Here is a 26,249-nt window from a genome sequence, read left to right on the forward strand (position 1 = left end):
CAGTTGGCACGGAAATTGAAGCACCAACCGCGACGCCAACGACGACGTCCCTCAACATCATCAATCAGCATCGTAACTCGCCACCGGGGTGAAGCCTCGGAGCGCGCCTCCGTGGCCGGAGGCTGAGCCTGCAACGACGCAGCGGTGAGCCTGGAAGGGATTTTGCAATGACGAAGAGTCCGACTGGTAATCAGACTTGGATTTCAGACTGGCGCCCCGAAGATGAGGCGTTCTGGAGTGCGGGCGGCAAGACTATCGCGCGACGCAACCTGATCTGGTCGATCGTGGCCGAACATATCGGCTTCTCGGTCTGGCTGATCTGGAGCATCGTCACCACCAAACTGCCGCAGGCGGGCTTCCACTACACCACCGACCAGCTGTTCCAGCTCGTCGCTGTGCCCGGACTGATCGGCGCGTTGATGCGCTTTCCCTACACCTTCGCGGTGACGACCTTCGGCGGCCGCAACTGGACCATCTTCAGCGCGGCGATCCTGTTCATTCCGACGCTCTCGCTGGCCTATTTCGTCGGTCAGCCCGGCACGCCGTTCTGGCTGATGCTGCTGATTGCTTCGACCGCCGGTCTCGGCGGCGGCAATTTTGCATCCAGCATGACCAACATCTCGTTCTTCTTCCCCGACCGGATGAAGGGCTGGGCGCTGGGACTGAATGCAGCCGGCGGCAATATCGGCGTCTCCAGCGTGCAGCTCCTGACCCCGATCCTGATGACGCTCGCCGTCATCAATCTGTTCCAGGCAACGCCTGTCGATGGTGTCTTTCTTCAGAATGCCGGCCTGATGTGGGTGCTGCCGATCGCGATCGCGGTCTTCGGCGCGGTGTTCTTCATGAACAACCTGACCACGGCCAAGTCGTCGATCAAGAACCAGCTCGCCGTGGTCAAACGCAAGCACACCTGGATCATGGCGTATCTCTATATCGGCACGTTCGGCTCCTTCATCGGCTACTCGGCGGCATTTCCGCTGCTGATCAAGACCCAGTTCCCGCAAGTCACGATTGCGATCGCGTTCCTGGGACCGCTGGTCGGTTCGTTGTCGCGGCCGCTCGGCGGCTGGCTTGCCGACAGGATCGGCGGCTCGGTGATCACGTTCTGGAATTTCATCGTGATGGCAGGCGCCACGATCGGCGTGCTCTATTTCGTCGGGCACAAGGATTTCATCGGCTTTCTGTCGATGTTCCTGGTCCTGTTCGTGACGACGGGCATCGGCAACGGCTCGACCTACCGCATGATCCCCTCGATCTTCCGCGAGCAGAATTTGTTCAGGGTGCGCGGCAAGGGCGATGCGGAGCGCGCGCTCGCCTTGAAGACGGCGAGCATCGAGAGCGGTGCCGCGGTCGGCTTCATCGGCGCGGTCGGCGCAGTCGGCGGCTATCTGATCCCGACCGGATTCGGCAAGTCGATCGCGCTGACCGGCGGCCCGCAGCTCGCGCTCGCGATCTATCTCGGCTTCTACGCCTCCTGTCTCGCGCTGACCTGGTGGTTCTATCTGCGTCGCAGCCCGCAAGGTGAGGGCGCCTCAAGCCTCGCCGGCGCGCGAGTTTAACACTTGGTACGAATCTCGCTTCTCCCCGTACGCGGGGAGAAGCATTGCCCGACAGTTTGACAATGAACCTGGTTCGCAATGGCGCGCACCAAGGCAAACCCAACAGGCAGGAGAACATCATGACGCCAGAACAGATCACCCTCGTCCAACAGAGCTTTGCCAAGGTCGCGCCGATTTCCGCGCAGGCCGCGGTGCTGTTCTACGATCGCCTGTTCGAGGTGGCGCCGTCCGTGCGCGCGATGTTTCCCGAGGACATGACCGAGCAGCGCAAGAAGCTGATGGGCATGCTCGCCGCCGTCGTCGGCGGTCTGTCGAACCTGGACTCGATTCTTCCCGCGGCCTCGGCGCTTGCGAAGCGTCACGTCGGCTACGGCGCCAAGGCCGAGCACTACCCGGTGGTCGGCGCGACCTTGCTGTGGACCCTGGAGAAGGGCCTCGGCGAAGCCTGGACGCCCGAACTGGCTACCGCCTGGACCGACGCCTACGGCGTATTGTCCGGCTACATGATTTCCGAGGCCTACGGCGCACAGCCGCAGGCCGCCGAATAGGAGATGCGTTGTGAGTGAACCGCTGGTCATCGTCGGTAACGGTATGGCGGCCGCGCGTCTGGTCGACGAGCTCGCCAAGACCTCGCTCGGCCGCTACGCGGTCGCCGTGATCGGCGAAGAGCCGCGGCTCGCTTACAACCGCGTTCTGCTCTCCTCCGTGCTGGCCGGCGAGACCGGCTCGCACGAGATCGAGCTCCGGCCCGCCGACTGGTGGCGCCATCGCGGCGTCACGGTGCGCTACGGCTATCGCGTCACCGAGATCGACACCGGCCGACGCGAGCTCAAGATCGAAGGCGAAGAGAGTATGGAATACTCCAAGCTCGTGCTCGCCGTCGGCTCGACGCCGCTGCGGCTCAACGTGCCCGGCGCCGACCTTTCCGGCGTGCACACCTTTCGCGACACCCGCGACGTCGATCTGCTGCTGACGCTCGCTGCCGCCAGGAAGCGCGTCGTCGTGGTCGGCGGCGGTCTGCTCGGACTCGAAGCGGCTTACGGCCTCGCCAAGGCCGGAGCGCCCGTGACGCTGCTGCACCTGATGGACCGGCTGATGGAGCGCCAGCTCGATGCCCCCGCCGCCGACCTGCTCAAGACACTGGTCGAGCGCAAGGGCATTCGCATCCTGCTCAATGCATCCACAGCCCGCATCCATGGCGAGGGTCATGTCGAAGCGGTCGAGCTTGCCGACGGCAGCCGCATCGAGGCCGATGCCGTGATCTTCGCCGCCGGCATCAGGCCCAACATTGCGCTGGCAAAGGACGCCGGCATCGCCGTCAATCGCGGCATCGTCGTCAACGATGAGATGCAGACGGCGTCACCAGATATCTACGCGCTCGGCGAATGCGCCGAGCATCGCGGCATCTGCTACGGCCTGGTCGAACCCGCCTACGAGCAGGCACGCGTGCTGGCGCGACACCTTGCCGGCCGTCCCGCGGCCTATCAGGGCAGCGTGGTCTCGACCAATCTGAAGGTGTCGGGCGTCAGCGTGTTCTCCGCCGGTGACTTCATGGGCGGGGAGGGCAGCGAGAGCCTCGTGCTGTCAGACCGCAGGCGCGGCACTTACAAGAAGCTCGTCATCGCCGCGGGCCGGCTCACCGGCGCTCTGCTGATCGGCGATACCGTCGATGCGCTCTGGTATCTCGAACTGATCCGCAATCGCGAAAAGGTGGCGGCCATCCGCGCCGACATGATATTCGGCCGCGCGCTCGCGCGTCCCTCCAAAGCGGCTTGATAGAGGCGGCTTGATATGACGGCGATCGATCCCACGCTCCGCGCCACCAAGACGACCTGTCCGTATTGCGGCGTAGGCTGCGGCGTGCTGGCGACGCCAGACGGCAAGGGCGGCGCGGCGATCGCGGGCGATCCCGATCATCCTGCCAATTTCGGCCGGCTGTGCTCCAAGGGCTCGGCGCTCGGCGAGACCGTCGGGCTCGAAAGCCGGCTGCTCTATCCGATGATCCGCTGCAAGGGCGTGCTCGAACGCGTCGCCTGGAGCGATGCGCTCGATCACGTCGCCCACCGCATGCAGCACATCGTCGCGCGCGACGGCGCTGACGCGGTCGCATTCTATCTCTCGGGCCAACTGCTGACCGAGGACTATTACGTCGCCAACAAGCTGATGAAGGGCTTTGTCGGCACGGCCAACGTCGACACCAATTCGCGGCTCTGCATGTCGTCCTCGGTCGCCGGTCACCGCCGCGCCTTCGGCGCCGACACCGTACCCGGCTGCTACGAGGATCTCGATCAGGCCGATCTGCTGGTGTTCGTCGGCTCGAATGCCGCCTGGTGCCATCCCGTGCTGTTCCAGCGCATGTTGAAGAACCGGCAGGAACGCGGCGCCCGCATGATCGTGATCGATCCGCGCCGCACCGACACCGCGACCGACGTCGATCTGTTCCTTGGCCTCAAGCCGGGCACCGACACGGCGTTGTTCTCCGGCCTGTTCGTTCACCTCGCCGACAATGGTGCCCTCGATCAGGACTACATCGCGCAAAACACCTCGGGCTTTGACGACGCGCTGGCGCGTGCACGTAGCATCGCCGGCAGCGTCACCGCGACCGCACTGGCGACGGGCCTCTCCGAGCAGGACGTTGCGACCTTCTTCAAGATGTTCCGTGACACGCCCCGCGTCGTCACGCTGTACTCGCAAGGTGTCAACCAATCGGCGCAGGGCACCGACAAGGTCAACGCGATCTTGAACTGCCATCTCGCAACGGGGCGCATCGGCAAGCCGGGTGCCTCGCCGTTCTCGCTCACCGGCCAGCCCAACGCGATGGGCGGCCGTGAGGTCGGCGGCCTCGCCAATCAGCTCGCTGCGCACATGAACTTCACGCCGCCGGACATCGATCGCGTGCGGCGGTTCTGGAAGGCGCCGCGCATCGCCACCCATGAAGGGTTGAAGGCGGTGCAGCTGTTCGAAGCCATCAACCGCGGCGAGGTCAAGGCGCTATGGGTGATGGGCACCAACCCCGCGGTCTCGCTGCCCGATGCCGACTTCGTGCGCGAGGCGCTGAAGAAGCTCGAGCTGTTCGTGGTCTCCGAGAACGTGCTCTCCAACGACACCGTCGAGGCCGGACCGCACGTGCTGCTGCCCGCGCTCGCCTGGGGCGAGAAGTCGGGCACCGTGACCAATTCCGAGCGCCGGATCTCGCGCCAGCGCTCGTTCCTGCCGGCGCCCGGCGAGGCGCGGCCGGACTGGTGGATCCTGAGCGAAACCGCAAAGCGCCTCGGCTTCGGCGACAGCTTTAATTACAAATCCGCAGCCGACATCTTTCGCGAGCACGCCGCGCTCTCCGCGTTCGAGAACGATGGCAGCCGCGACTTCGACATCGGCGCGCTGACTTCGCTGTCGGACGAGGCGTTTGACGCCTTGAAGCCCGTGCAGTGGCCCGCGCGCCAGGGCGAGGCGCCCGGCGAGCGCTTCTTCGCGGCCGGCGGGTTCTTCACCAATGACGGCAAGGGCCGCTTCGTCGCGCCGGAGGTGCCGGCGCTGCGTGGCGAGACCGGACCGTCGCGACCGCTGCGGCTCAACACCGGCCGCATCCGCGACCAGTGGCACACCATGACGCGCACGGGCCTCAGCCAGCGGCTCGGCGCGCATCTGCCCGAGCCGTTCGTCGAGATTCATCCCGATGACGCCAACAAATACAACGTCGTCCACGACGGCTATGCCCGCATCACCACCGACTACGGCCAGTGCACCCTCAAGGTCGTCGTCAGCGACCGGCAGCAGCGCGGCACGCTATTCGCGCCGATCCACTGGAGTGCGATGAACGCCTCGCACGGTCGCGTGGGGGCGCTGGTCGCACCGTTCACCGATCCGTTCTCGGGACAGCCGGAGTCCAAGGCGACACCGGCCGCGATCTCGCCCTATGAATACGTCTTCCGCGGCTTTGCGTTGTCGCGCAAGCAGCTGGAGCTGCCGCCGAACCTGATGTGGACCCGCGTCACTGTTGCCGGCGGCTTCGGCTATCTCTTCGCCGACAATGCGGATCTGTCGCGCTGGCCGGCCTGGCTCGAAGGCGTTGCCGGCGAGGACGTCGCCGACTATCGCGACTTCGGCGGCGGCGTTTATCGCGCAGCGTCGTTTGCGGGCGACCGCATCGAAACCTGCCTGTTCGTCGGCCCCGCGCATGACGCCGGCGACTGGGAGGTGGTGAAGAGCCTGTTCGTGGCCGACAATGTCACCGACGAGCAGCGGCGCATGCTGCTGTCCGGCAAGTCGAGCGAGGGCGCGGCTTCGACCGGCCCCGTCGTCTGCGCCTGCTTCGGCGTCGGCCGCGGCACCATCTGCGACACCATCGCCGCAGGCGCGCGCACAGCGGCCGAGATCGGCACAAAGCTCAAGGCCGGCACCAATTGCGGCTCCTGCATTCCTGAACTGAAGCGCCTGATCGCGACGACCGAGGTGGCTCCAGTAAAGCAGGCGAAGGTCGCGGGCGCCGCGGGGTAGGGGCGCTTTCTCGGTCGTCGCCGAATACTCCGCCGTTATCGCCCGGCTTGACCGGGCGATCCAGTACGCCGAGACGCCTGTGATCAAGCGGTAAGGCCACGGCGTACTGGATTCCCCGCTTGACGCCTACGCTAAAGCTTCGGCGCCCCTGGACCTCGACCCCGGCGAAGCCTTGGCGTAGCCGGGTCGCGGGGAATGACAGCGGGGGCGGGGCGCTACGCCTCAGCCCAATCGACGCACGCCCCATTGTGCCCTATGTTGCCGCGCTCTCCCCCATCAACAACGACAACAACAACAATGATGTACCTGGAAACGCCGCCGCGCCTGATCGAGACCAGGCTCTTTTCCGCCATGCCAGACAAATTCCGCCGCAAAGGCGAGCGGACGGATTGGGCCGATGCCAACCGGCCGGGCGTGCCGACGGACTCCTTCATCGAAGGGCCGTCGTTCGACAGGGATGGCAATCTCTACATCGTCGACATTCCGTTCGGCCGGATCTTCCGCATTGCGCCCGACGGCGAGTGGTCGTTGGCGATTGAATATGAAGGCTGGCCGAACGGGCTGAAAATCGCGGCCGACGGCCGCATCCTGGTCGCCGACTACAGGCACGGCATCATGGAGTTCGACGCCAACGCGGGGCACGTGGCGCCGGTGCTGACCTCGCGCAATTCGGAATCCTTCCGCGGCTGCAACGACCTGCATCTCGCGTCCAACGGCGATATCTATTTCACCGACCAGGGGCAGACCGGCCTGCATGACCCCAGCGGCCGTGTCTATCGCCTGACGCCAGGCGGCCGCCTGGATTGCCTGATCGACACCGGCATCAGTCCGAACGGTCTGGTGCTCGATCCAACCGAGACCGTGCTGTTCGTCGCGATGACGCGCGACAACGCGGTGTGGCGGTTGCCTTTCATGAAGGACGGCAGCGTGTCGAAGGTCGGCCGCTTCTGTTCGCTGTTCGGTACCAGCGGCCCCGATGGCTTGACCATGGATGCCAAGGGCCGTCTGTTCGTCGGCCACGCATCGCTCGGCCATGTCTTCGTGTTCGCGCCCAACGGCGAATTGATCGCGCGGGTGAAGTCGTGTGCCGGGCCGAACTGCACCAATGTCGCGATTGGTGGCGCGAACAAAGATCAGCTCTACATCACGGAATCTGCGACCGGTAGCGTACTGGTCGCTGACATCGGCGGATTGAACTCTTGAGCTCGATGGCGGTTGCCTGAGCGAACGAGTGGTATCGGAGCAAATATGAACACGAACCCCTTCGGCAAAACCGGCGCCAGCGTCTCTGTCATCGGGCAGGGCACCTGGTATCTCGACCACGGCGATCGCAAGCGCGCGATCGCGGCGCTTCAGCGCGGGCTCGATCTCGGCATGACCCACATCGACACTGCCGAGATGTATGGCGACGCCGAGCTCGTCATTGCCGATGCGATCGCGGGGCGACGCGACGAGGTGTTCCTCGTGTCAAAGGTGCTGCCGAGCAACGCCTCGCGCCGCGGAACCATCACCGCCTGTGAGCGCTCGCTGAAGCGGCTGAAGACGGATCGGCTCGACTGCTATCTGCTGCATTGGCGCGGCTCGTATCCGCTGGAGGACACTGTGGCCGCGTTCGAGGAACTGGTGAAGGCCGGCAAGATCAAATCCTGGGGTGTCTCCAATTTCGATGCCGATGATCTCGACGAGATGCTCGACGCTGCCGGCGAAGGCCGCATCGCCTGCAATCAGGTGCTCTATCATCTGAGGGAACGCGCGATCGAGCACGCGGTGATCCCGTGGTGCGAACAGCATGGTGTCGCCGTGGTCGCCTACTCGCCGTTCGGCCACGACGATTTCCCTGCGAGCAACAGCAAGGGCGGTGTAGTGCTGGCGCGCATCGCGGAGGCGCGTCGCGCAACGCCGCGCCAGATCGCGCTGAGCTTCCTCACCCGTGCGACTACGGTGTTCGCCATCCCGAAGGCGTCGTCCGCGGAACACGCCGGCGAAAATGCCGCGGCCGGCGATCTCGTGCTGACGAAAGACGAGATCGCGGCGCTCGATGCGGCGTTTCCGCGCGGTCCGAAGCCGCGCGGCCTGCCCATGCTGTAGTGCACAAACGCCCATTGTTAATGGAGTCTTGACGCGCGCGGACGTGAGCGCATATCGGCATCCTGTTTTCGGAAGTTGTGAAAGCGGCGCAATTATCGTTTTTTACGATCATTCCCGATTCGCATCTCCTAGGTTCCAGCCGTGACCCCGCCGCCCGCCGCAGCCGCAAGGCTCGACAGTATTCCCATGCTCATGCCGGAAAAGAAGCCGCAGGCGCGCCGCGCGCCGGCGCGCGTCGATCATCCCTTCAAGGGCATCGCGCTGGTGCTGCTGTCGACGATCTTTCTCGGCTGCTCCGATGTCACCGCGAAATATCTGTCGTCGAGCCTGCCGTCGATCGAGATCACCTGGATCCGCTTCGTAACGTTCGCGCTGATGTTCACGCCGGTAATGCTGCCGGGCTCGCCGCTTCATGCCATGCGCACCGAGCGCCTCGGCCTGCAGCTGATGCGCGGCGCGGCATTGCTCGGCTCTTCGCTGTTCTTCATCACCGGCCTGAGCTTCCTGCCGATCGCGGAAGCGTCCGCGACCGGGTTCGTCTCGCCACTGTTCGTCACCGCGCTCTCGATCGTGTTCCTGAGCGAGAAGGTGGGCATGCGCCGCTGGATCGCCACCGCGATCGGCTTGACGGGCGTGATGATCATCCTGCGCCCGGGCTCCAGCGCGTTTCACGCCGCCGCGTTCTTCCCGATCGTCTCGGCGTTCTGCTGGGCTGCGGCGCTGATCCTGACGCGCATGATGAGCGGGCGCGAAGCCGTCCTCACCACCATGGCCTATTCGGCGCTGACGGGCGTTGCGATCCTCTCCCTGATGGTACCATTCGTCTGGGTCACGCCGACCTGGACCGCGATCGGGCTTGGCATCGTGATCGGCGTCGCCTCCACCGTCGGCCAGTGGATCATCGTCCTGGCCTATCGCTACGGCGATGCCTCGGTGCTGGCGCCGTTCTCCTACACTCAGTTGCTCTGGGTCAGCATTCTCGGCTTCTTCCTGTTCGGCGAAGTGCCTGATGTCTGGACCGTCACCGGTGCAGCCTTCATCGTCGCCAGCGGCCTCTACATCGCCCATCGGGAGCGCATCCGTCGCGCCCAGCTCCTGATCATGGAAGAGCGTTCCCCGAACCCCTGACGCAAGTTCACGCGTCCGCTTCGTGCTATCAATGGCTCCAACAAGCCGGGAGGAGCCGAATGCGCGCTGCGATTTTCAGGAACGGTGAGATTGTCGTCGATCGGATGGCGGAGCCAAAGCCCGGCCCCGGCCAGGTGCTGGTCAAGACGCTCGCCTGCGGCATCTGCGGCTCTGACCTGCACGCGCGCCAGCACGCCCATCGCATGGTGGAGATGGCGCGAAAGAGCGGCCGCAAGCCGATGGACCTCGCCCGCGACGTCGTGTTCGGCCATGAGTTCTGCTGCGAGATCGTCGATTTCGGCCCGGGCACTGTGCGCAAGCTCAAGCCGGGCACGCGCGTGTGCTCGCTGCCGGCCCTCGTGACGCCGCAGGGCATCGAGGGCATCGGCTATTCCAACGAAAATATTGGCGGCTATGCCGAGGCGATGCTACTGAGCGAAGCGCTGCTGCTCGAGGTACCCAACGGTCTCGCGCCGGAGCATGCCGCGCTCACCGAACCGCTCGCGGTCGGTGTTCACGCCGTTGCCAAGGCCAATATCCGAGGCGGCGAAGTGCCGCTCGTGATCGGCTGCGGCCCGGTTGGGCTCGCGGTGATTGCGGCGCTGAAGCTCAAGGGCCTGCATCCGATCGTCGCGGCCGACTATTCGCCGGCGCGGCGCGCGCTTGCGGCAAAACTCGGCGCCGATATCGTCGTGGATCCAAGGGTGTCGCAGCCCTATGCGATCTGGGCCGAGCATGCGCAAATGTCGGACGCGGAAAAGGCGGCGCGCCCGCCGTTCCAGGCGATGCTGCCCGCGCTGAAGCCCGCGATCATCTTCGAATGCGTCGGCGTGCCTGGTCTGTTGCAGCAGGTGTTCGAAGGCGCGCCGCGCGATGCCAGGATCGTCGTGGTCGGCGTCTGCATGGAGACCGACAGGAGCGAGCCCATGCTCGGCATCATGAAGGAGCTCAACGTTCAGTACGTGCTCGGCTACACGCCGGACGAATTCGCAGCTTCGCTGCGCCTGATCGCGGAAGGGAAGGTGGATGCGGCTGCGATGGTGACGGCCGAGATCGGCATCGATGGCGTCGCAAAGGCTTTCGCCGATCTCGCCAATCCTGAAGCGCACACCAAGATCATCGTGCAGCCGTGGCGATGATGCCTCACACCGGTAGCGCGATCGAATATTTCACCTGGCTGAGCGCGAAGCTCGACTCGATCGAGGCGATGCCGTCGAGCCGGGTCAGCTTGGTCTTGAGGAAGGTCTCGTAGGAGGCGAGGTCGGCTGCGACGACGCGCAAAAGATAGTCGCGGTTGCCGGTCATCAGGTAGCATTCCAGCACCTCGTCCCATTTCGAGATCGCGCGCGCGAAGCGGTTGAGGTCCTCCTCCTTCTGCCGCGCCAGCTTGATCGAGATGAAGACGCTGACATGCAGCCCCAGCGCCTTCTGGTCGACGGTCGCGATGTAGCGCGAGATGACGCCGCGTTCCTCGAGCAGTTTGACCCGGCGATGGCAGGGCGACACCGACAGCCCGACCTTATCGGCCAGCTCCTGCATGGTCAGCCGGCTGTCGTTCTGGAGGTAGCTGAGGATTTTTCGGTCGATGGCGTCGAGGGCGGGCATTGGGATGAACCTGTCGTTTTTACCGATCGATTGGTAAGATATCCCAATATGGGCTGGTACTGCGCGAAAAATTGAGAAGTTTGGCGCTTCCGGCAGGGGTATCATCGGCACCTGTTTTCCGGGAGCATTGCCATGCCCGTTGATACCGCCCGCCTCGACACATTGACCGCGCTCGCCCGCAAGGCGCTGTGGCTGTCGTCATGGACCATCCATCACGCCAACCACGTCCGCGCGAACGCGGACGGCCTCAAGGTTGGGGGACATCAGGCCTCGTCGGCCTCGCTCGCAACCATCATGTCGGCGCTGTATTTCCACGTGCTGAAGCCCGAAGATCGCGTCGCGGTGAAGCCGCATGCGAGCCCGGTGTTCCACGCCATCCAGTATCTGTTCGGCCGGCAGAGCCGCGAGAAGCTGGAGAATTTTCGTGGCTTCAAGGGCGCGCAGTCCTATCCCTCGCGCACCAAGGACGTCGACGACGTCGATTTCTCCACGGGCTCGGTCGGCCTCGGCGTCGCGCAGACGCTGTTCGCCTCGCTGGTGCAGGACTACGTCAAGGCACATGGCTGGATGAAGGATCGCCGCGAAGGGCGGATGATTGCGCTGGTCGGCGACGCCGAGATGGACGAGGGCAACATCTTCGAGGCGCTGGCGGAAGGCTGGAAGCACGGCCTGCGCAACACCTGGTGGGTGGTCGACTACAACAGGCAGTCGCTGGACGCCGTCGTCCGCGAAGGCCTCTGGGAAAAGTTCGAGACCGTATTCCGCAATTTCGGCTGGGACGTGGTGATCGTGAAATACGGCCGCCTGATGCGCGAGGCCTTTGCCGAAGCTGGCGGCGAGGCGTTGAAGCGCTGGATCGACAATTGCCCGAACGCGCTCTACGCCGCCTTGTGTTTTCAGGGCGGCGCGGCGTTCCGCAAACATCTTCACGATGAGATCGGCGATCAGGGCCCCATCACCAAACTGATCGACAAGCGCAGCGACGACGAATTGCTGGCGCTGATGTCGAACCTCGGCGGCCATGATATGGCGAGCATGCTGGATGCGTTCGAATCCATCGATCACGATCGCCCGGTCTGCTTTATCGCCTACACCATCAAGGGCGTCGGCCTGCCGTTCCAGGGCCACAAGGACAACCACGCCGGCCTGATGACAGTCGCGCAGATGGAGAAATATCGCGACAGCCAGAACATCCGGCCCGGACACGAATGGGACAGATACGAGGGTCTCGCGCAAAGTCCTGCCGAGCTCGACGCCTTCCTCGCGGGCGTGCCGTTCAACCAGGACGGCCGCCGGCTCACCGCGCCTGTGATCGAGGTGCCGTCGCAGCTCGCCTTCAAGCCGGCGCCGCAGATGTCGACCCAGCAAGGTTTTGGGCTGGTGCTGAACGAGATCGCGCGCGGCGACAGCGAGCTTGCCAGGCGCATCGTGACGACGTCGCCTGACGTCACCGTCTCGACCAATCTCGGTCCGTGGGTGAACCGGCGCGGCCTGTTTGCGCGCGGCGAGAAGGCGGACTTATTCCGCAGCGAGAAAATTCCATCCACCTTCAACTGGGACTTCTCGCCCAAGGGCCAGCATCTCGAACTCGGCATCGCCGAGATGAACCTGTTCATCATGCTCTCGGCGCTCGGCCTGTCGCACCAGATCAACGGCGAGCGGTTGCTGCCGGTCGGCACGCTCTACGATCCCTTCATCGAGCGCGGTCTCGATGCGCTGAACTATGCATGCTACCAGGATGCCCGCTTCATGGTGGCGGCAACGCCGTCGGGCATCACGCTGGCACCCGAAGGCGGCGCGCACCAGTCGATCGCAACGCCTTTGATCGGCATGGCGCAGGACGGCCTCGCCTCGTTCGAGCCTGCCTTCGTCGACGAGCTCGCCGTGATCATGGGGTGGGGTTTCAACCACATGCAGCGCGATCCGGGCGAGGGCGGCTCGGTCTATTTGCGGCTCTCGACGCGCTCGATCGAGCAGGCGCAGCGGATCATGACGCCGGAGCTCGCGCAGGGCATCACCGACGGCGCCTATTGGCTGCGCAAGCCGGGCCCCAATGCCGAAGCCGTCATCGCCTATACCGGCGCAGTTGCGCCGGAAGCGATCGAAGCGACTGGCTTCATCGGCGAGAGCCGGCGCGACATCGGCCTGCTCGCGATCACGTCCGCAGATCGTCTGCATGCGGGGTGGACCGCCGCACGGAAATTGCGCCGGGATCGGCGCGGCGTGCAGCATCTCAGCCACATCGAAAAACTGCTCGCGCCGCTGCCGCGCGACTGCGGCATCGTGACCGTGATCGACGGACATCCGGCGGCGCTCGGCTGGCTCGGCAGCGTCCGCGGCCATCGCGTCGAGGCACTCGGCGTCGAGCAGTTCGGCCAGACCGGCACCATCGCCGACCTCTACCGCCACTACGGCATCGACGCCAACGCCATCATCGATGCGGCCGAAAGCCTCACCACCGGCGCGCCGGTGTTGCATCGGAAGATGGCTGTGTAGTTCGTCATCCCGGCCTAGCGCGCAATGGGCACTAGGCCGGGATGACATCGTGAGTGAGGCGAGACCTTGCCACCCCTCCGCCATCGGCTCATATAACCTCCGTCCGCCGCAATGCTGGCCCCGCATATGGCGGGTTCAATTGCCGGCGCTTTCGTGCAAGGATGCCTGCCGAAACGCCCCCAAGCCCCCAAGAAGAGGTTCACTATGGTCAATCGCATGCAGTTCTACATCGACGGCGCCTGGGTCGATCCCGCCGTCAAGAAGTCCACCGCCGTGGTCAATCCGGCGACGGAAGAGGCGATGTACGAGGTTGCGCTGGGCTCCAAGGCCGACGTTGATAAAGCCGTTGCCGCCGCCAAGCGCGCGTTCGTGACGTTCTCCCAGACCAGCCGTGACGAGCGCGTCGCGCTGCTCACCAAGGTCATCGAGATCTACAAGGGCCGCCTCAAGGAGATCGGTGCTGCCGTCTCCGACGAAATGGGTGCGCCGCTGCCGATGGCGGAGAAGCTGCAGGCCGGCGCTGGTCTCGGCCACCTCATGACCACGCTCGACGTGCTCAAGAACTATCATTTCGAGGAACCGGTCGGCACCGCCATGGTGCTGCGCGAGCCGGTCGGCGTGGTCGGCATGATCACGCCCTGGAACTGGCCGCTCAACCAGATCGCCTGCAAGGTCGCGCCCGCGCTTGCCGCCGGCTGCACCATGATCCTGAAGCCGTCGGAGTTCACCCCGACCTCGGCGCTGATCTTCGCGCAAATCCTGCATGAAGCCGGCGTGCCGAAGGGCGTATTCAATCTCGTCAACGGTCTCGGCCCCGAGGTCGGCGCCGCCATGAGCGAGCATCCCGATATCGACATGATCTCCTTCACCGGCTCGACCCGCGCCGGCATCGACGTGGCCAAGCGCGCCGCACCGACCGTGAAGCGCGTCAGCCAGGAACTCGGCGGCAAGTCGCCGAACGTCATTCTCGAAGGCGCCGACCTCACGAAGGCGGTGACCGGCGGCGTGATGCACATGTTCAACAACTCCGGCCAGTCCTGCAACGCGCCCTCGCGCATGATCGTGCCGGCCTCGAAGATGAAGGAAGTCGCCGCGATCGCGAAGGCGGTCGCCGACAAGACCAAGGCGGGCGATCCGCGCGCCGAAGGCACCACCATTGGTCCGGTGGTCAACCGCGGCCAGTGGGACAAGATCCAGGGCCTGATCAAGAAGGGCATCGATGAGGGCGCAACGCTCGTCGCCGGCGGCCCCGGCCTGCCCGAAGGCGTCAACAAGGGCTTCTATGTCCGTCCCACCATCTTTGCCGACGTCACCCCCGACATGACGATTGCGCGTGAAGAGATCTTCGGACCGGTGCTCACCATCATCGGCGCCAAGGACGAAGCCGAGGCCGTGCACATCGCCAACGACACGCCCTATGGGCTTGCCGGCTACGTCACGGGTGCTTCCGTCGAGGACGCCAAGCGCGTCGGCCGGCAGATCCGCGCCGGCAACGTCAATCTGCAGGGCGTGCCCAACGATCGCAGCGCACCGTTCGGCGGCTACAAGCAGTCCGGCAACGGCCGCGAGTGGGGCAAGTACGGCCTCGAGGACTTCCTAGAAGTGAAGGCAGTTGCGGGCTTCAACGCGGCGTAGGCTTTATCGCCTGAACCAACAAAACGCCGGAGCGGCCACCGCTCCGGCGTTTTTATTTTTTCGTAGCCCGCATGGAGCGAAGCGGAATGCGGGGACTGTCCCGGATTGCGCTTCGCTCCATCCGGGCTACGGACTCGCAACGACGGCGGCGAAACTATCCCCCGACCGCTCCTTGCGTGTTCACATACAACGCGTAGATCGACTGGCTCGCCGCCATGAACAGGCGGTTGCGCCTGACGCCGCCGAAGCAGAGGTTGGCGCAACGTTCGGGCAGTGCGATGCGGCCGATCATGACGCCGTCGGGGGCGAACACCACGACGCCGTCGAGCTCGGGATCGCCCATGCCCCAGCCGCACCAGAGATTGCCGTCGATGTCGCAGCGCATGCCGTCCGGCGTGCCCGGGCCTGCGTCGATGAAGACGCGCTTGTTCGAGATCGTGGTGCCATCCGCCGAGACGTCATAGGCGAGGATCTTGCGGTTCGGCACGCCGCGCGATTCCACCACATAAAGAATTTTCTCGTCCGGCGAGAAGCACAGCCCGTTCGGACCCAGCACGCCTTCGGCGACGATGGTCGCATTACCGGTTGTGGGATCGAGCCGGTAGACATTCGGATCAATGTCCGGCTCGGCCTTGTAGCCCTCGTAATTGCCTAGCAGGCCGAAGGTTGGATCGGTGAACCAGATCGAGCCGTCCGATTTAACAATGACATCGTTCGGTGAGTTTAACCGCTTGCCGTTGAATTGATCCATCAGCACGGTGATCTCGCCGTCATATTCGGTGCGGGTCACGCGGCGCCCACCATGCTCGCAGGTGACGAGCCGACCCTGGCGATCCCTGGTGTTGCCGTTGGCGAAATTGGAGGGCTTGCGGAACACCGAGACCGCGCCGGTCTCCTCTTCCCATTTGACGATGCGCTGGTTCGGAATGTCGCTGCACAGGAGATAGCGACCATCGCCGAACCACACCGGACCCTCGGCCCAGCGCAGGCCGGTCGTCAGCCGCTCCACCGCCGAGAGTTTTAGCCAGTATTTTTCGAAGCGGGGATCGAGTGCCTTTATCGCCGGATCGGGATAGTAGCTCGCCGGCCGCCAGCCTGGCCGCTCCTGGGGATGGGACGATGCCTCATTCATGTCGGTTCTCTCGTTTCGTTCCCTCTGGACAATCCTGCTATCATTAGAGACATGTGACCGCAAATTGGTTGCCAAAGGCGAGGAAAGACATGCCGCGTATCTTGATGACGGGAGCTTCGGGCGGGATCGGAACGCGTCTGCGGAAACTGCTGCCGCCGATCTATCCGGACCTGCTGCTCTCTGATATCCGCCCGCCGAAGGACCTCGGCGCGAACGAGGAATTCAAGGCGGCGGATCTCTCTGACCTGGCGCAGTGCGAGGCGATCTGCGAGGGCGTCGACGGCATCATCCATTTCGGCGGCTATTCGGTCGAAGGTCCCTGGAACGACATCCTCCAGGCCAACATCATCGGCGGCTACAATCTGTTCGAGGCTGCATATCGCAAGGGCGTCAAGCGCGTGGTGTTTGCCTCCTCGAACCATGCCGTCGGATTCTATCCGCGCCACCACAAGATCGGCACCGACGTGACCCCGCGCCCCGACGGCCGCTATGGCGTCAGCAAGGTGTTCGGCGAAGCGGTCGGGGCGCTCTATGCCGACAAGCACGGCTTGAAGGTGACTTGCCTTCGCATTGGCAATTTCGGCGACGTGCCCCTGGACCTTCGCCGGATCTCGATCTGGCTGAAGCCGGAAGATCTGGTGCAGCTCTGCCAGATCGGGCTCGAGCATCCCGACATTCATTTCGAGATCTTCTACGGCGTGTCCCTGAACGAGCGCGCCTGGTGGGACAACCACCGCGCCTACGAGTTCGGCTACCGTCCGACGGGGCGCTCCGAGGACCACGTGGCACATGCGATGGCCGAGCAGGCCAAGCTGAAGCCAGATCCGGTCGGCGATCACTATCAGGGCGGCGCGTTCTGCAGCAACGAGTTCGACGGCGACACAAGTCGCATCATCGATTGGAATAAGCGGTAGGAGCGCATTCGCAAATCCAGGGCGTCGGAAACGACGCCCTAGACAACGCGTTTGCCGGCCTGGGCCGCGATGGGCCGCTGCACAAAGTACATCAGGATCAGGGAAATCACGGCCGTCGTCACGACGACGTATCCCAGCCGGTCGAAGTGCCGGAGCGTACCGTCGGGATCCTGCGCGATCAGCGCGGCGGCGAGCACGGAGCCGAGCCCGCCGGAGAGCTGCTGCAGCGACGCGCTGACCGCGCTGAAGGAGCCGCGTTGCGCCGGCTCGGGGATTGCGGAAATCAGCGCCTGCGACGGAATCATGCGGGAGAAGATGCCGACGAACATCAGGACGTTGACCAGGATCGCGACCGTCAGGCTCACCTCGCCGAGATGGGTGTAGATCAGCACCATGACGATGGACATCGCGCTGCCGAAGACGAAGGTCGAGTATTTGCCGAAGGCATCGCTCGCGCGTCCCACCAGCGGGCCGATGACAATGCTGAACAGGCCGGAGACGAGATAGATCGTCGGCAGATGCACGATGTCGATGCCGAGATTGTGCACGGTGTAGGCGCTGCCGAACGGCATCAGCATGTAGCCGCCGGTCGCCAGCAGGGTCGTCACCGAGAACGCCATCCAATAACGCGGCTGAGAGACCGTTGCGATCAGATGCCGGAACGGGTTTCGATCCTGCTTCAGCCCGAGATGGCCGTTCACCGGCTTCATCAGGAGCATCACGGCGATCATCCCGATCACCGACAGGCCGACCAGCGCGCCGAACGCGACGTGCCAGTTCCACTGGTTGGCGAGGAAAAGGCCGGCTGGGATGCCCAGCACCTGGCTTGCAGCGAAGGCGGTTTGCACGAAACCCATGACGCGGCCGCGCAATTGCAGCGTGAACAGATCGGTGACGATGGCGAGCACGACCGAGCCGATCACGCCGCCGAACAGGCCGGTCACGATCGCCCCAGCAGCAACAGATGATAGTTGGGCGCGATCGCGCACAGCGCCGTGCCGAGGGTGAAGCCGGCGTAGAAGAACAACAGCAGCCGTTTGCGGTCGAACCGGTCGGCGAAGCCGGCCGCCAGGATGCCGGAAATTCCCGCGCTGAACGCATAGGCCGAGACCGCCACGCCGAACTGAGCGGCCGAAATATCGAGCGCCGGCATCATGATGGCGCCGAGCGGCGACATGATCATGAAATCGATGATGATCGTGAACTGGACCAGCGCCAGCAGCGCAACGAGGATCGTCTGGTAGCACGTAAAACCGCGGGATCGCTCCTGCGACTCGACGATCGGCTCGGTCAGGGTTTGTTCGGTCATGGCATTTCATTCGGGAGGGAATACGGGGAAGAACGTGCGATTCGCGGCTGGACGCCGGTCCTATCTATTTCCGACGGCGCGCTATTTCGATGGGTTGACAAAAGGTTTTGATGTCCATCACGACGCGGTGCCCCGGTTCATTGAGGACGAGCGCATGCGGGGGCCGAGCTTTGGCTTGGCCGCCCTGCCCATTGATCCAGGTCAACCTTGCCTTCGGCATTTGGTTCTCGATCTGCGCGATCGCATTTCGGCAGCCGGTGCCGCGATCACGGTTCGATTGCGGCGGCGAGAGTCAGAACAATGAAAATCAAATTGCCAGCCGTCGTACTGCTCGCGCTGATCATGTCGGCCCCGGCGCGAGCCGCGATGCTCAGCGACGCCGAGGCGACGTTTCTCGACCAGCTCGTCACCGCGTCCGCGGTGCTCGAACAACGATGCGTCGGCTACGAGGTCAATGGTGCCGGCAGTGTCCAGCTCGGCGCCCGACTTCTCGGCAGCACGGATGCCGCGATGGCGATGATCGACGCCTATGCGGCAGCCATCAAGGCCCGCGACGGCGAAAACTACGATGCCGGTAAATTCCGCATCGAGGTGTCCGACGCGGCCGCCAAAACGTTCAGGCGCATCCGAGCGCAGTTGATCAACGACCCGAAAGCGGCCTGCGCCGACTATGGTGATACCAGCGTGGAGCGCGGCCTGCTAAGACGGTACTGAACCTGCGACTTGGCTTGCCATGGCCTAACGGGCGCACGCGCTAGCGCTCGGCCTCACCCGCAATCCGCGCCAGATAATCCTTCTTGCTGAACTGCATATGATCGACGCAGAGCTGGGCCAGCGCCCAGCTGTCGCGGCCTTTCAACAGCTCGATCATCAGCTCGTGCTGGCGCCGTGATTGCGCGAGGCCGTCTCGGTCGGCGAGATTCTTGGCACGCATCGGCAGCGTCAGGTTCATGTAGTCCTGCAGCGAGCGCACCAGATATGGATTGCCGCAGGCCGTGAACAGCGCGAGGTGGAAGGCGTCATTGGCTTCATGGATGCCGCGCAGATCCCGCACCTCTGCCTTCGCGCAATATTGCCGCTGCAATGCAGAGAGCTCGTCGATCAGGCCTTGCGGTGCGGGCAGGGGGATCATCAGCGCCGCCTGCCGGGTCAGCATCTCCCGGACCTCGTAGATCTGCCGGACCTCTTCGGCCGAGTAGAACCGCACGGTGGCGCCGACATTCTTCTCGCGGCGGACGATGCCGCGGCGCTGCGCATCCACCAGCGCCTGGCGCACGAAGTGCCGCGAGGTGCCGTAAGCCGACATCAGCGCGTCCTCGGTCAGACGCGCGCCGGGCGCGAGGCGGCCGAAGATGATGTCCTCCTCGAGCCGCGCGACGATGTCGTCCGGATCGTCGCGCCGGACCATCGTGGCATCTGCGGTGTGAGTGTCGGACATGCCCTCGGCCTCCCGGCGCTCGGCCGGTCCGTCCTGTGGAGCAGGGAAGGCTTGGATTGTCAATAATCTGGTCATCACCGGGGCGTCGACGGCCAAAATAGCAGGTTTGACGTCTGTCTTATTGACAATCAAGGGGCAGGCTGTACGACAATGACCCGGTAATGGGAGCGGTATGATGACGAGTGGGTTGCGCAAAGGGCTGACAAGCTATGGCGATGCCGGCTTCTCGCTGTTCCTGCGCAAGGCGTTCATCAAGGCCATGGGCTATTCCGACGACGCGCTGGAGCGCCCGATCGTCGGCATCACCAACACCTATAGCGACTACAATCCCTGCCACGGCAACGTCCCGCAGATCATCGAGGCCGCCAAGCGCGGCGTGATGCTGTCGGGCGCGATGCCGTTCGTGTTCCCGACTATCTCGATCGCCGAGAGCTTTGCGCATCCGACCTCGATGTATCTGCGCAATCTGATGGCGATGGACACCGAGGAGATGATCCGCGCCCAGCCGATGGATTCGGTGATCGTCATCGGCGGCTGCGACAAGACACTGCCGGCGCAGGTGATGGCCGCAATCAGCGCCGATCTGCCGACGGTGGTCATTCCCGTTGGCCCCATGGTGGTTGGTCATCACAAGGGCGAGGTGCTGGGCGCTTGCACCGATTGCCGCCGTCTCTGGGGCAAGTATCGCGCCGGCGAAATGGATGACATTGAGATCGAGGCGGTCAACGGCCGTCTCGCGCCGTCGGTTGGCACCTGCATGGTGATGGGCACGGCCTCCACCATGGCCTGCATGATCGAGGCCATGGGTCTGTCGCTGCCGATGAGCGCGACGATCCCCGCGCCGCATGCGGAGCGCTTTCGGCTCGCCGAAGCGAGCGGCAGGGTGGCCGCCGAGATGGCCAAGACCAAGGGTCCGAAGCCGAGCGAGGTGCTGACGCCTGCATCTTTTAGGAATGCCCAAGTCGTGCTCCAGGCGATCGGCGGCTCGACCAACGGCCTGATTCATTTGACCGCGATGGCACATCGCTCGCCGCACCGGCTCGACCTCGGCGTGTTCGACCAGATCGGCCGCGAGGTGCCGGTGCTGATCGATCTCAAGCCGTCCGGCGAGCATTACATGGAGCATTTCCATCACGCCGGCGGCGTGCCGAAACTGCTGGCGCAGCTTGGTGACCTCGTCGATCTCGACGCGAAGACCATCACGGGCGAGAGCCTGCGCGATGTCGCCGCCAACGCGGAACACGTACCCGGCCAGGACGTGATCCGCGCGCGCGACAATCCGATCAAGAAGGAAGGCGGCCTCGCCGTCCTGCACGGTAACCTCGCCCCGCGCGGCGCGGTGATCAAGCAGTCAGCTGCAAGCCCAAAACTGTTGCAGCACACCGGACGTGCCGTGGTGTTCGAATCCGTCGAGGATATGACGCTGCGGGTTGACGATCCCGATCTCGACGTCACCGCCGATGATGTGCTGGTGCTGCGCAATGCCGGGCCCAAGGGCGCGCCCGGCATGCCCGAGGCGGGCTATCTGCCGATCCCGAAGAAGCTCGCGCGTGGCGGCACCAAGGACATGGTGCGCATTTCCGACGCGCGTATGAGCGGCACCGCGTTCGGCACCATCGTGCTGCACATCACGCCGGAATCCGCCGTCGGCGGGCCGCTGGCGCTGGTGAAGAACGGCGACATGATTCGGCTCGACGTCGCCAAGCGCAGCATCGAGCTGCTGGTCGATGCGGCCGAGCTGGAACGGCGCCATGCCTTATTGAAGCCGGCAGCCGCTCCCGACGAGGCGCGGCGCGGCTATGCCTGGCTGTTCAACGAGACCATCATGCAGGCCGACGAGGGCTGCGATTTCGATTTTATGCAGAGAACTGGGAAGAAGACGGATAAGGGGTGACCAACCACCCGAACGAACGCTTAGACCGCTAAAGCGGCGAGCGATAAAACAGGGGGAAACGATGATTGCACGATCCATGCTTGGGCTGGCGGCAACGGCCGCTGTTCTCTTCGTAACGAGCGCGTCGGCACAGGAGGTGAAGCATTATCGCTTCGCCTATGACCAGCCGCGCAACACCGGCTATTCGATCGCGGGCGACCTCTTTGCCGACAAGCTCAAGGAATTGAGCAAAGGCACCATGATCATCGACCAGTATCCGGGCGCGCAGCTCGGGCAGGAGCCGCAGGTGCTCCAGCTCGTGAAAGCGGGCGACGTCGAATTTGCGATCATCTCCTCGGCGAACACCGCGACGATCTCGCCGCAAGCGGGCGTGATGTCGTTGCACTTCCTCTTCCGCGACGAGAACCACGTGGTCAAGGGCCTGGCCGATCCAAAAGTGTTCGCGGCGCTCAAGACCATGATCGACGAGACCACGCAGGGTTTGCATGTGATCGCGACCGGTTCGCAGGGCGTGCGCCACATGTACTCCAAGAAGGAGATCCATAACGTCGGTGACATCAAGGGCCTGAAGATCCGGGTGCAGGCGACCGCGACCGAGGACACCATGTTCCCGGCCTATGGCGCCCAGACCGTGCACATGCCGTTCGGCAGCGTCTACACGAGCCTGCAGACCGGTGTCGTCGACGTCGCCGAAAACAGCATCAACGTCTATCTCGTCAACAAGCACTACGAGGTCGCGCCGGTCCTGAACATCACCGAGCACGAAGCCAACAACGCGCTGGTGTTCATCTCCGACAAGCTCTGGCAGAGCCTGTCGGCGGAGCAGAAGGGCTGGGTGCAGGCGGCGGGGAACGAGATCAGCTCCAAGGAGCCGCAGAAGGCCTTCGACCTCGAACGCACCGCGGCGGAGAAGCTCAAGAAGATGGGCGTGAAGATCGTCGACAACGTCGACAAGAAGAGCTTCACGGCGGTCGCCGATCCCTATCTCGACAAGCTCGCCAAGGAGCTCGGCCCGCACGCCGAGAAGATCAAGGATTTGATCCGCTCGATCAATTGACGTGATGCCGAAAGACGGTGCGCTCCCTCTCTCGCCTGCGGGAGAGGGTAGGGGAGAGGGTGTCTCCGCGGAGAGACTCCCGATGAGGAGAGAGCCCTCACCCGGCGCTTCGCGCCGACCTCTCCCGCAAGCGGGAGAGGTTCAGAAAACCCGCAGCCGGGAGCAACAATGCCCATCGCCGAAAAACTGCTGGTGCAACGCCAACGCCACCTCAAATGGCGCGGGCTCGACTGGCTCGAGCTCGCGCTGATGATCCTCTGCGGCGTGCTCTGCTTCGGCTTCTCGCTGTCGGTGACCGCCGACATCGTCACCCGCACCATCGGCCATCCCTGGCTCTGGCTCCAGGAAGTGACCTCGACATTGTTCATCTACGCCATCTTCGTCGGCACAGCGGCTGCGGCGCGGCGCAACGACCACCTCTATCTCACCGCGATCTCCGAGGCGATGCACGGCACGCCGCGTCTGATCGTCGAGATCATCATCCGGATCGTGGTGCTTGGCGTCGCCTTCTGCCTGATCGTGTACGGCTATCAGAACTATCTTCGCGGCTTCGGCAGTTTTCGCCTGCCGTCGGGCACGCCGATCGCCTCGCTCTACGCGATCATTCCGCTGTCGGGCGTGCTGATCGGCCTGTTCACCATCGAGCAGCTCGTCAACGGCGTGCGCAACGGCTTTGACCACCCCGAGCCGCCCGAAGAGGATGACGGGGCGCCTGTCATCACCGACGCGCAGATGAGGGCGCAGCCGTGAGCGCACCCATCGTTCTGGCGTTGATGACGGTCTGCTTCCTGTCCTTCGGCTATCTCGGCGTGCCCGTGCCGTTCTCGCTGATGGCCGGCGTCTTCATCGGCGCGCTGCTGTCGGACGTCTCGCTCGCCGCGATCATCCAGAAGATCTTCGACGGCGTCGATTCCGAGGCACTACTGGCGATCCCCTTCTTCCTGCTGGTCGGCGAGCTCATGAGCTCGGCCAATGTGGTGGTCCGGATAGCCAACCTCTCTGTGTCACTGGTCGGGCATATCAGGGGCGGACTGTCCCAGGTCGTGGTCGTCTTCAGCATGTTCTTCTCGGAAATGTCGGGCTCGACCACCGCCGACGTCGCCGTGATGAGCCGCGCGCTGGGCGGCCCGATGAAGCGCGAGGGCTACGAGCCCGCCTTCATCGCCGCGATCATCGCATCCGCATCGACGATTGCGGCGCTGGTGCCGCCGAGCATCACGGCCGTGGTCTATGGCGCCGTCGGCAACGTCTCGATCGCCGGCCTGTTCATGGCAGGCGTCGTGCCGGGCCTGATGATCGGCTTCGGGTTGATGATCTATTGCTATTTCTTCGGCCCGTCCGGCCTGCGCAAGCCGCGCGCGCCGCTGCGGCAGGTGGTGTTCGCGGCCGGCGATGCGGCGCTACCGCTGATGATTCCCGTGATCCTGCTCGGCGGCATTCTGACCGGCTGGTTCACGCCGACGGAAGCCGGCGTCGTTGCGGTGGTCTGGATTGTCGCGGTCGTGATCCCCGCGCTCAACCGCGGCCATATCAGGAAGATTCCGTACGATTTCTGCCTTGCGGGCCTGATCTTCTCGCTGCCGCTGATCACGATCGGCGCCGCCAATGCGTTCGGCTGGATGCTCGCCTATTTGCGCGGTGCAAGCTACATCGCCGAAGTCATCACCTCGATCGCCGGCAACGATCCGCATTTGATCATGCTGCTGATGGTGCTGCTGTTCACGATCGTCGGCGATTTCATCGAGCCGGTGCCGACCATCATCATCTTCATGCCGCTCGTCAACACGCTGACGGAGGCCGGCGACATCAACGCCGTGCATATGGGCGTGGTGCTGATCGCCACGCTCGCCTTCGGCCTGATCACGCCGCCGTATGGCCTGGTGCTGCTGATGGCCTCGAAATTCGTCGGCGTCAGTTTCGCAAAGGCGCTACGCGCCGCGTTGCCGATCTATCTGGTGTTCCTCGGGACGATCGCGTTTGCGATCTACTTCCCGAGTGTGGTGCTGTGGCTGCCGCAGAAAGTGCTGCCGGAATCGGTCGGATGCTTCAAGTCGCCGGCGGGGACGGGTTATATCTGTCCGCGGTAGCGAATTGCTCGACGCGCCATTGTCCGGCTTCGTGCAGATAGCGGAACGGCGTCCCGTGGCTGTTCTTGAAGTAATTGCCGCAAAGCTCCTTCGCCACGCCCTGCATCACCGCGTCATGGCAAACGAACAGCAGATCGTCGCCGGGATGACGGTCGAGCCATGCCGAGACGCAAGCCAGCGACCGCTCGGCCATGGCCTCCCACCTCTCGCCATCGGCGGGCAGGATCGAGACAAGGCCTGTCGCTGATGTGACGCCGTGCTTGATCATGAGGTCGCCGACGGGGAGGCCTTCGAAGCTGCCGAAATCGAGCTCGATGATGCCGGCGTCGATCGTGAGCGGCACCGCGATCGCGTCCGCGATGATCTCGGCCGTTCGCGCCGCGCGCAGCAGCGGGCTTGCGATGATGCGACTGATGCCGGCACCGCGCAACATGCTCGCTGCCTGGTGCGCCTGCCGCAGACCGTCCTCGTTCAGCGGATTGTCGGTCCGGCCCTGGAACAGCCCTTTGCGATTCCAGTCGGTCGCGCCATGACGAAGGCCGTAGAAACTGCGGGCGGGTGTCACTTCGACTTGCTCGTGAATTTCTTCACGGCGGCGCGAAACTCCTCCGTGTTCATCGCCATGATGATCTTGTGCTCCTCGGCGTCGAGCTGCTGCTTCACTGGCGTCGTGGCGGCCTGGTAGACTAGCGATTTGGTGCCCGCGATCGCGGTCGGCGGGTTCTGTGCGAGCCGCTCGGCGAGGGTTCGCGTTGCCGCCTTCAGCTCGGCGGCGGGAACGAGCTTCGCAACGAGGCCCCATTCATGGGCCTGCTGCGCGGTGAAATTGTCCTCGGCCAGGAAAATCTGGAGCGCGCGGCGGGAGCCGACCGTGTTGACGATGCCGACCGTGGAGCCGCCGTCCGGCGACACGCCGATCTTGGCATAGGCCGGCGTGAATTTGGCATCCTCCGCGGCGATGCAGAGATCGGTGACGAAGGCGAGGCCCATGCCGGCGCCGGCCGCCGAGCCGTGCACGCTCGACAGCGAGACCTTCGGCATGCGCCGGATGATCTCGATGAAGGCATGATAGTGCTTCAATAGCTCGCCGACGACAGGCGTCACCGTATTGGCCTCGGCCGCGGCACCGATCGTCTGCAGATCGCCGCCGGCCGAGAAGGCGCGGCCTTCGCCCTCAATCACCAAAACCTTGATGCCATCCTCGCCCTCGATGTAAGCCGCAAGCTGTTCGAGTTTTTGTGCAATCGCCAGATTGATCGAATTGAACGACGCGGGCCGGTTGAGCGTGATGGTCGCGATCGGGCCATCGATCCGCAACAAGGCGGGATCGTCGGGCTGAGAGATGGGAGCTGGCATCTTGGAATCCCCGGCATGAGATCGTTCGTGCGACTAAATCGCAGAAGGCGAGGG

22 protein-coding genes and 1 pseudogene are annotated in these 26,249 nt (G+C 64.2%); 17 read left to right on the top strand and 6 right to left on the bottom strand.

Annotated elements, in window-relative coordinates; genetic code table 11:
• Positions 1-167: 167 nt before the first annotated feature.
• The 8 genes from AC0L30_RS00640 (at position 168) to AC0L30_RS00675 (ending at position 10,411) form a co-directional block, all read left to right on the top strand.
• On the top strand, positions 168-1,559 hold the full coding sequence (locus AC0L30_RS00640) for an MFS transporter (RefSeq protein WP_473255072.1): 1,392 nt from the start codon (positions 168-170) through the stop codon (positions 1,557-1,559).
• A 119-nt stretch (positions 1,560-1,678) separates the two neighbouring features.
• Positions 1,679-2,107: a globin family protein gene (locus tag AC0L30_RS00645; RefSeq protein ID WP_007593949.1), complete on the top strand. Its 429-nt coding sequence runs from the start codon at positions 1,679-1,681 to the stop codon at positions 2,105-2,107.
• 10 nt (positions 2,108-2,117) lie between these two features.
• A complete protein-coding gene (locus tag AC0L30_RS00650) occupies positions 2,118-3,335 on the top strand; it encodes an NAD(P)/FAD-dependent oxidoreductase (RefSeq protein WP_007593947.1) in 1,218 nt (405 codons plus the stop codon).
• A 15-nt stretch (positions 3,336-3,350) separates the two neighbouring features.
• Positions 3,351-6,056 (top strand): molybdopterin-dependent oxidoreductase, encoded by a 2,706-nt coding sequence (locus tag AC0L30_RS00655; RefSeq protein ID WP_473255073.1) that lies wholly within the window; start codon positions 3,351-3,353, stop codon positions 6,054-6,056.
• 300 nt (positions 6,057-6,356) lie between these two features.
• On the top strand, positions 6,357-7,259 hold the full coding sequence (locus AC0L30_RS00660) for an SMP-30/gluconolactonase/LRE family protein (protein WP_035993133.1): 903 nt from the start codon (positions 6,357-6,359) through the stop codon (positions 7,257-7,259).
• A gap of 45 nt (positions 7,260-7,304) precedes the next feature.
• The gene (locus AC0L30_RS00665; protein ID WP_007593941.1) at positions 7,305-8,144 is read left to right on the top strand and encodes an aldo/keto reductase; all 840 of its coding nucleotides are present in this window, start codon (positions 7,305-7,307) and stop codon (positions 8,142-8,144) included.
• 186 nt (positions 8,145-8,330) lie between these two features.
• Positions 8,331-9,272, top strand: a complete 942-nt coding sequence (locus AC0L30_RS00670) for a DMT family transporter (RefSeq protein ID WP_007593939.1) — start codon at positions 8,331-8,333, stop codon at positions 9,270-9,272.
• A 59-nt stretch (positions 9,273-9,331) separates the two neighbouring features.
• Positions 9,332-10,411 (top strand): zinc-binding dehydrogenase, encoded by a 1,080-nt coding sequence (locus AC0L30_RS00675; protein WP_007593937.1) that lies wholly within the window; start codon positions 9,332-9,334, stop codon positions 10,409-10,411.
• 4 nt (positions 10,412-10,415) lie between these two features.
• Here AC0L30_RS00675 and AC0L30_RS00680 read toward each other — a convergent pair whose 3' ends face one another.
• On the bottom strand, positions 10,416-10,877 hold the full coding sequence (locus AC0L30_RS00680; protein ID WP_007593935.1) for an Lrp/AsnC family transcriptional regulator: 462 nt from the start codon (positions 10,875-10,877) through the stop codon (positions 10,416-10,418).
• 132 nt (positions 10,878-11,009) lie between these two features.
• Here AC0L30_RS00680 and AC0L30_RS00685 point away from each other — a divergent pair, with 132 nt between their 5' ends.
• Together AC0L30_RS00685 and AC0L30_RS00690 are read left to right on the top strand one after the other, a co-directional pair.
• The gene (locus AC0L30_RS00685; RefSeq protein ID WP_007593933.1) at positions 11,010-13,373 is read left to right on the top strand and encodes a transketolase; all 2,364 of its coding nucleotides are present in this window, start codon (positions 11,010-11,012) and stop codon (positions 13,371-13,373) included.
• Between the two features lie 204 nt (positions 13,374-13,577).
• Entirely contained in the window at positions 13,578-15,008 is a 1,431-nt protein-coding gene (locus AC0L30_RS00690; protein WP_007593931.1) for an aldehyde dehydrogenase family protein, read from the top strand.
• A 154-nt stretch (positions 15,009-15,162) separates the two neighbouring features.
• Here the strand turns inward: AC0L30_RS00690 and AC0L30_RS00695 are convergent, their stop codons facing one another.
• Positions 15,163-16,140 carry an SMP-30/gluconolactonase/LRE family protein gene (locus AC0L30_RS00695; RefSeq protein WP_354127747.1) on the bottom strand — a complete coding sequence of 326 codons (978 nt, stop codon included), beginning with the start codon at positions 16,138-16,140 and terminating at the stop codon, positions 15,163-15,165.
• An 89-nt stretch (positions 16,141-16,229) separates the two neighbouring features.
• Between AC0L30_RS00695 and AC0L30_RS00700 the strand changes: the two genes are divergently transcribed.
• Positions 16,230-17,054 (top strand): NAD-dependent epimerase/dehydratase family protein, encoded by an 825-nt coding sequence (locus AC0L30_RS00700; protein ID WP_007593926.1) that lies wholly within the window; start codon positions 16,230-16,232, stop codon positions 17,052-17,054.
• A 38-nt stretch (positions 17,055-17,092) separates the two neighbouring features.
• Here AC0L30_RS00700 and AC0L30_RS00705 read toward each other — a convergent pair.
• Positions 17,093-18,363: pseudogene (locus AC0L30_RS00705) on the bottom strand (MFS transporter).
• On the opposite strand from AC0L30_RS00705, the gene AC0L30_RS00710 reads away from it, so the two are divergent.
• Positions 18,362-18,667 carry a hypothetical protein gene (locus AC0L30_RS00710; RefSeq protein WP_157158573.1) on the top strand — a complete coding sequence of 102 codons (306 nt, stop codon included), beginning with the start codon at positions 18,362-18,364 and terminating at the stop codon, positions 18,665-18,667. The pseudogene AC0L30_RS00705 and the gene AC0L30_RS00710 sit on opposite strands and share 2 nt — an antisense overlap.
• A complete protein-coding gene (locus AC0L30_RS00715) occupies positions 18,664-19,077 on the top strand; it encodes a hypothetical protein (RefSeq protein WP_007593923.1) in 414 nt (137 codons plus the stop codon). Before AC0L30_RS00710 ends, AC0L30_RS00715 begins: the two co-directional genes overlap by 4 nt.
• 40 nt (positions 19,078-19,117) lie before the next feature.
• Here AC0L30_RS00715 and AC0L30_RS00720 read toward each other — a convergent pair whose 3' ends face one another.
• Positions 19,118-19,801, bottom strand: a complete 684-nt coding sequence (locus AC0L30_RS00720; protein WP_007593921.1) for a GntR family transcriptional regulator — start codon at positions 19,799-19,801, stop codon at positions 19,118-19,120.
• 175 nt (positions 19,802-19,976) lie between these two features.
• Here AC0L30_RS00720 and AC0L30_RS00725 point away from each other — a divergent pair, with 175 nt between their 5' ends.
• From AC0L30_RS00725 to AC0L30_RS00740, 4 genes are all read left to right on the top strand, one after another.
• Positions 19,977-21,695 (top strand): IlvD/Edd family dehydratase, encoded by a 1,719-nt coding sequence (locus AC0L30_RS00725; RefSeq protein WP_007593919.1) that lies wholly within the window; start codon positions 19,977-19,979, stop codon positions 21,693-21,695.
• A 61-nt stretch (positions 21,696-21,756) separates the two neighbouring features.
• Entirely contained in the window at positions 21,757-22,752 is a 996-nt protein-coding gene (locus AC0L30_RS00730) for a TRAP transporter substrate-binding protein (protein ID WP_473403625.1), read from the top strand.
• Between the two features lie 168 nt (positions 22,753-22,920).
• Positions 22,921-23,502 (top strand): TRAP transporter small permease, encoded by a 582-nt coding sequence (locus tag AC0L30_RS00735; RefSeq protein WP_473403626.1) that lies wholly within the window; start codon positions 22,921-22,923, stop codon positions 23,500-23,502.
• Entirely contained in the window at positions 23,499-24,839 is a 1,341-nt protein-coding gene (locus tag AC0L30_RS00740) for a TRAP transporter large permease (protein WP_007593913.1), read from the top strand. Before AC0L30_RS00735 ends, AC0L30_RS00740 begins: the two co-directional genes overlap by 4 nt.
• Here the strand turns inward: AC0L30_RS00740 and AC0L30_RS00745 are convergent.
• Positions 24,799-25,404, bottom strand: coding sequence for a histidine phosphatase family protein (locus tag AC0L30_RS00745; RefSeq protein ID WP_473255077.1), 606 nt, complete (start codon positions 25,402-25,404; stop codon positions 24,799-24,801). The genes AC0L30_RS00740 and AC0L30_RS00745 overlap by 41 nt on opposite strands.
• Positions 25,401-26,195: an enoyl-CoA hydratase/isomerase family protein gene (locus tag AC0L30_RS00750; RefSeq protein ID WP_007593907.1), complete on the bottom strand. Its 795-nt coding sequence runs from the start codon at positions 26,193-26,195 to the stop codon at positions 25,401-25,403. The genes AC0L30_RS00745 and AC0L30_RS00750 overlap by 4 nt, the downstream gene beginning before the upstream one ends.
• Between the last annotated feature and the right edge of the window lie 54 nt (positions 26,196-26,249).

Source organism: Bradyrhizobium sp. MI1.11, from assembly GCF_055811255.1.

Excerpts from the sequence above, each read along its gene's own strand:
- AC0L30_RS00725 (WP_007593919.1), top strand. The coding sequence starts at position 19,977 with ATGACGAGTGGGTTGCGCAAAGGGCTGACAAGCTATGGCGATGCCGGC.
- AC0L30_RS00670 (WP_007593939.1), top strand. The coding sequence starts at position 8,331 with ATGCTCATGCCGGAAAAGAAGCCGCAGGCGCGCCGCGCGCCGGCGCGC.
- AC0L30_RS00645 (WP_007593949.1), top strand. The coding sequence starts at position 1,679 with ATGACGCCAGAACAGATCACCCTCGTCCAACAGAGCTTTGCCAAGGTC.
- AC0L30_RS00695 (WP_354127747.1), bottom strand. The coding sequence starts at position 16,140 with ATGAATGAGGCATCGTCCCATCCCCAGGAGCGGCCAGGCTGGCGGCCG.
- AC0L30_RS00730 (WP_473403625.1), top strand. The coding sequence starts at position 21,757 with ATGATTGCACGATCCATGCTTGGGCTGGCGGCAACGGCCGCTGTTCTC.
- AC0L30_RS00710 (WP_157158573.1), top strand. The coding sequence starts at position 18,362 with ATGGCATTTCATTCGGGAGGGAATACGGGGAAGAACGTGCGATTCGCG.
- AC0L30_RS00720 (WP_007593921.1), bottom strand. The coding sequence starts at position 19,801 with ATGTCCGACACTCACACCGCAGATGCCACGATGGTCCGGCGCGACGAT.
- AC0L30_RS00640 (WP_473255072.1), top strand. The coding sequence starts at position 168 with ATGACGAAGAGTCCGACTGGTAATCAGACTTGGATTTCAGACTGGCGC.
- AC0L30_RS00700 (WP_007593926.1), top strand. The coding sequence starts at position 16,230 with ATGCCGCGTATCTTGATGACGGGAGCTTCGGGCGGGATCGGAACGCGT.
- AC0L30_RS00735 (WP_473403626.1), top strand. The coding sequence starts at position 22,921 with ATGCCCATCGCCGAAAAACTGCTGGTGCAACGCCAACGCCACCTCAAA.
- AC0L30_RS00675 (WP_007593937.1), top strand. The coding sequence starts at position 9,332 with ATGCGCGCTGCGATTTTCAGGAACGGTGAGATTGTCGTCGATCGGATG.
- AC0L30_RS00715 (WP_007593923.1), top strand. The coding sequence starts at position 18,664 with ATGAAAATCAAATTGCCAGCCGTCGTACTGCTCGCGCTGATCATGTCG.
- AC0L30_RS00680 (WP_007593935.1), bottom strand. The coding sequence starts at position 10,877 with ATGCCCGCCCTCGACGCCATCGACCGAAAAATCCTCAGCTACCTCCAG.
- AC0L30_RS00660 (WP_035993133.1), top strand. The coding sequence starts at position 6,357 with ATGTACCTGGAAACGCCGCCGCGCCTGATCGAGACCAGGCTCTTTTCC.
- AC0L30_RS00750 (WP_007593907.1), bottom strand. The coding sequence starts at position 26,195 with ATGCCAGCTCCCATCTCTCAGCCCGACGATCCCGCCTTGTTGCGGATC.
- AC0L30_RS00690 (WP_007593931.1), top strand. The coding sequence starts at position 13,578 with ATGGTCAATCGCATGCAGTTCTACATCGACGGCGCCTGGGTCGATCCC.
- AC0L30_RS00665 (WP_007593941.1), top strand. The coding sequence starts at position 7,305 with ATGAACACGAACCCCTTCGGCAAAACCGGCGCCAGCGTCTCTGTCATC.
- AC0L30_RS00655 (WP_473255073.1), top strand. The coding sequence starts at position 3,351 with ATGACGGCGATCGATCCCACGCTCCGCGCCACCAAGACGACCTGTCCG.
- AC0L30_RS00685 (WP_007593933.1), top strand. The coding sequence starts at position 11,010 with ATGCCCGTTGATACCGCCCGCCTCGACACATTGACCGCGCTCGCCCGC.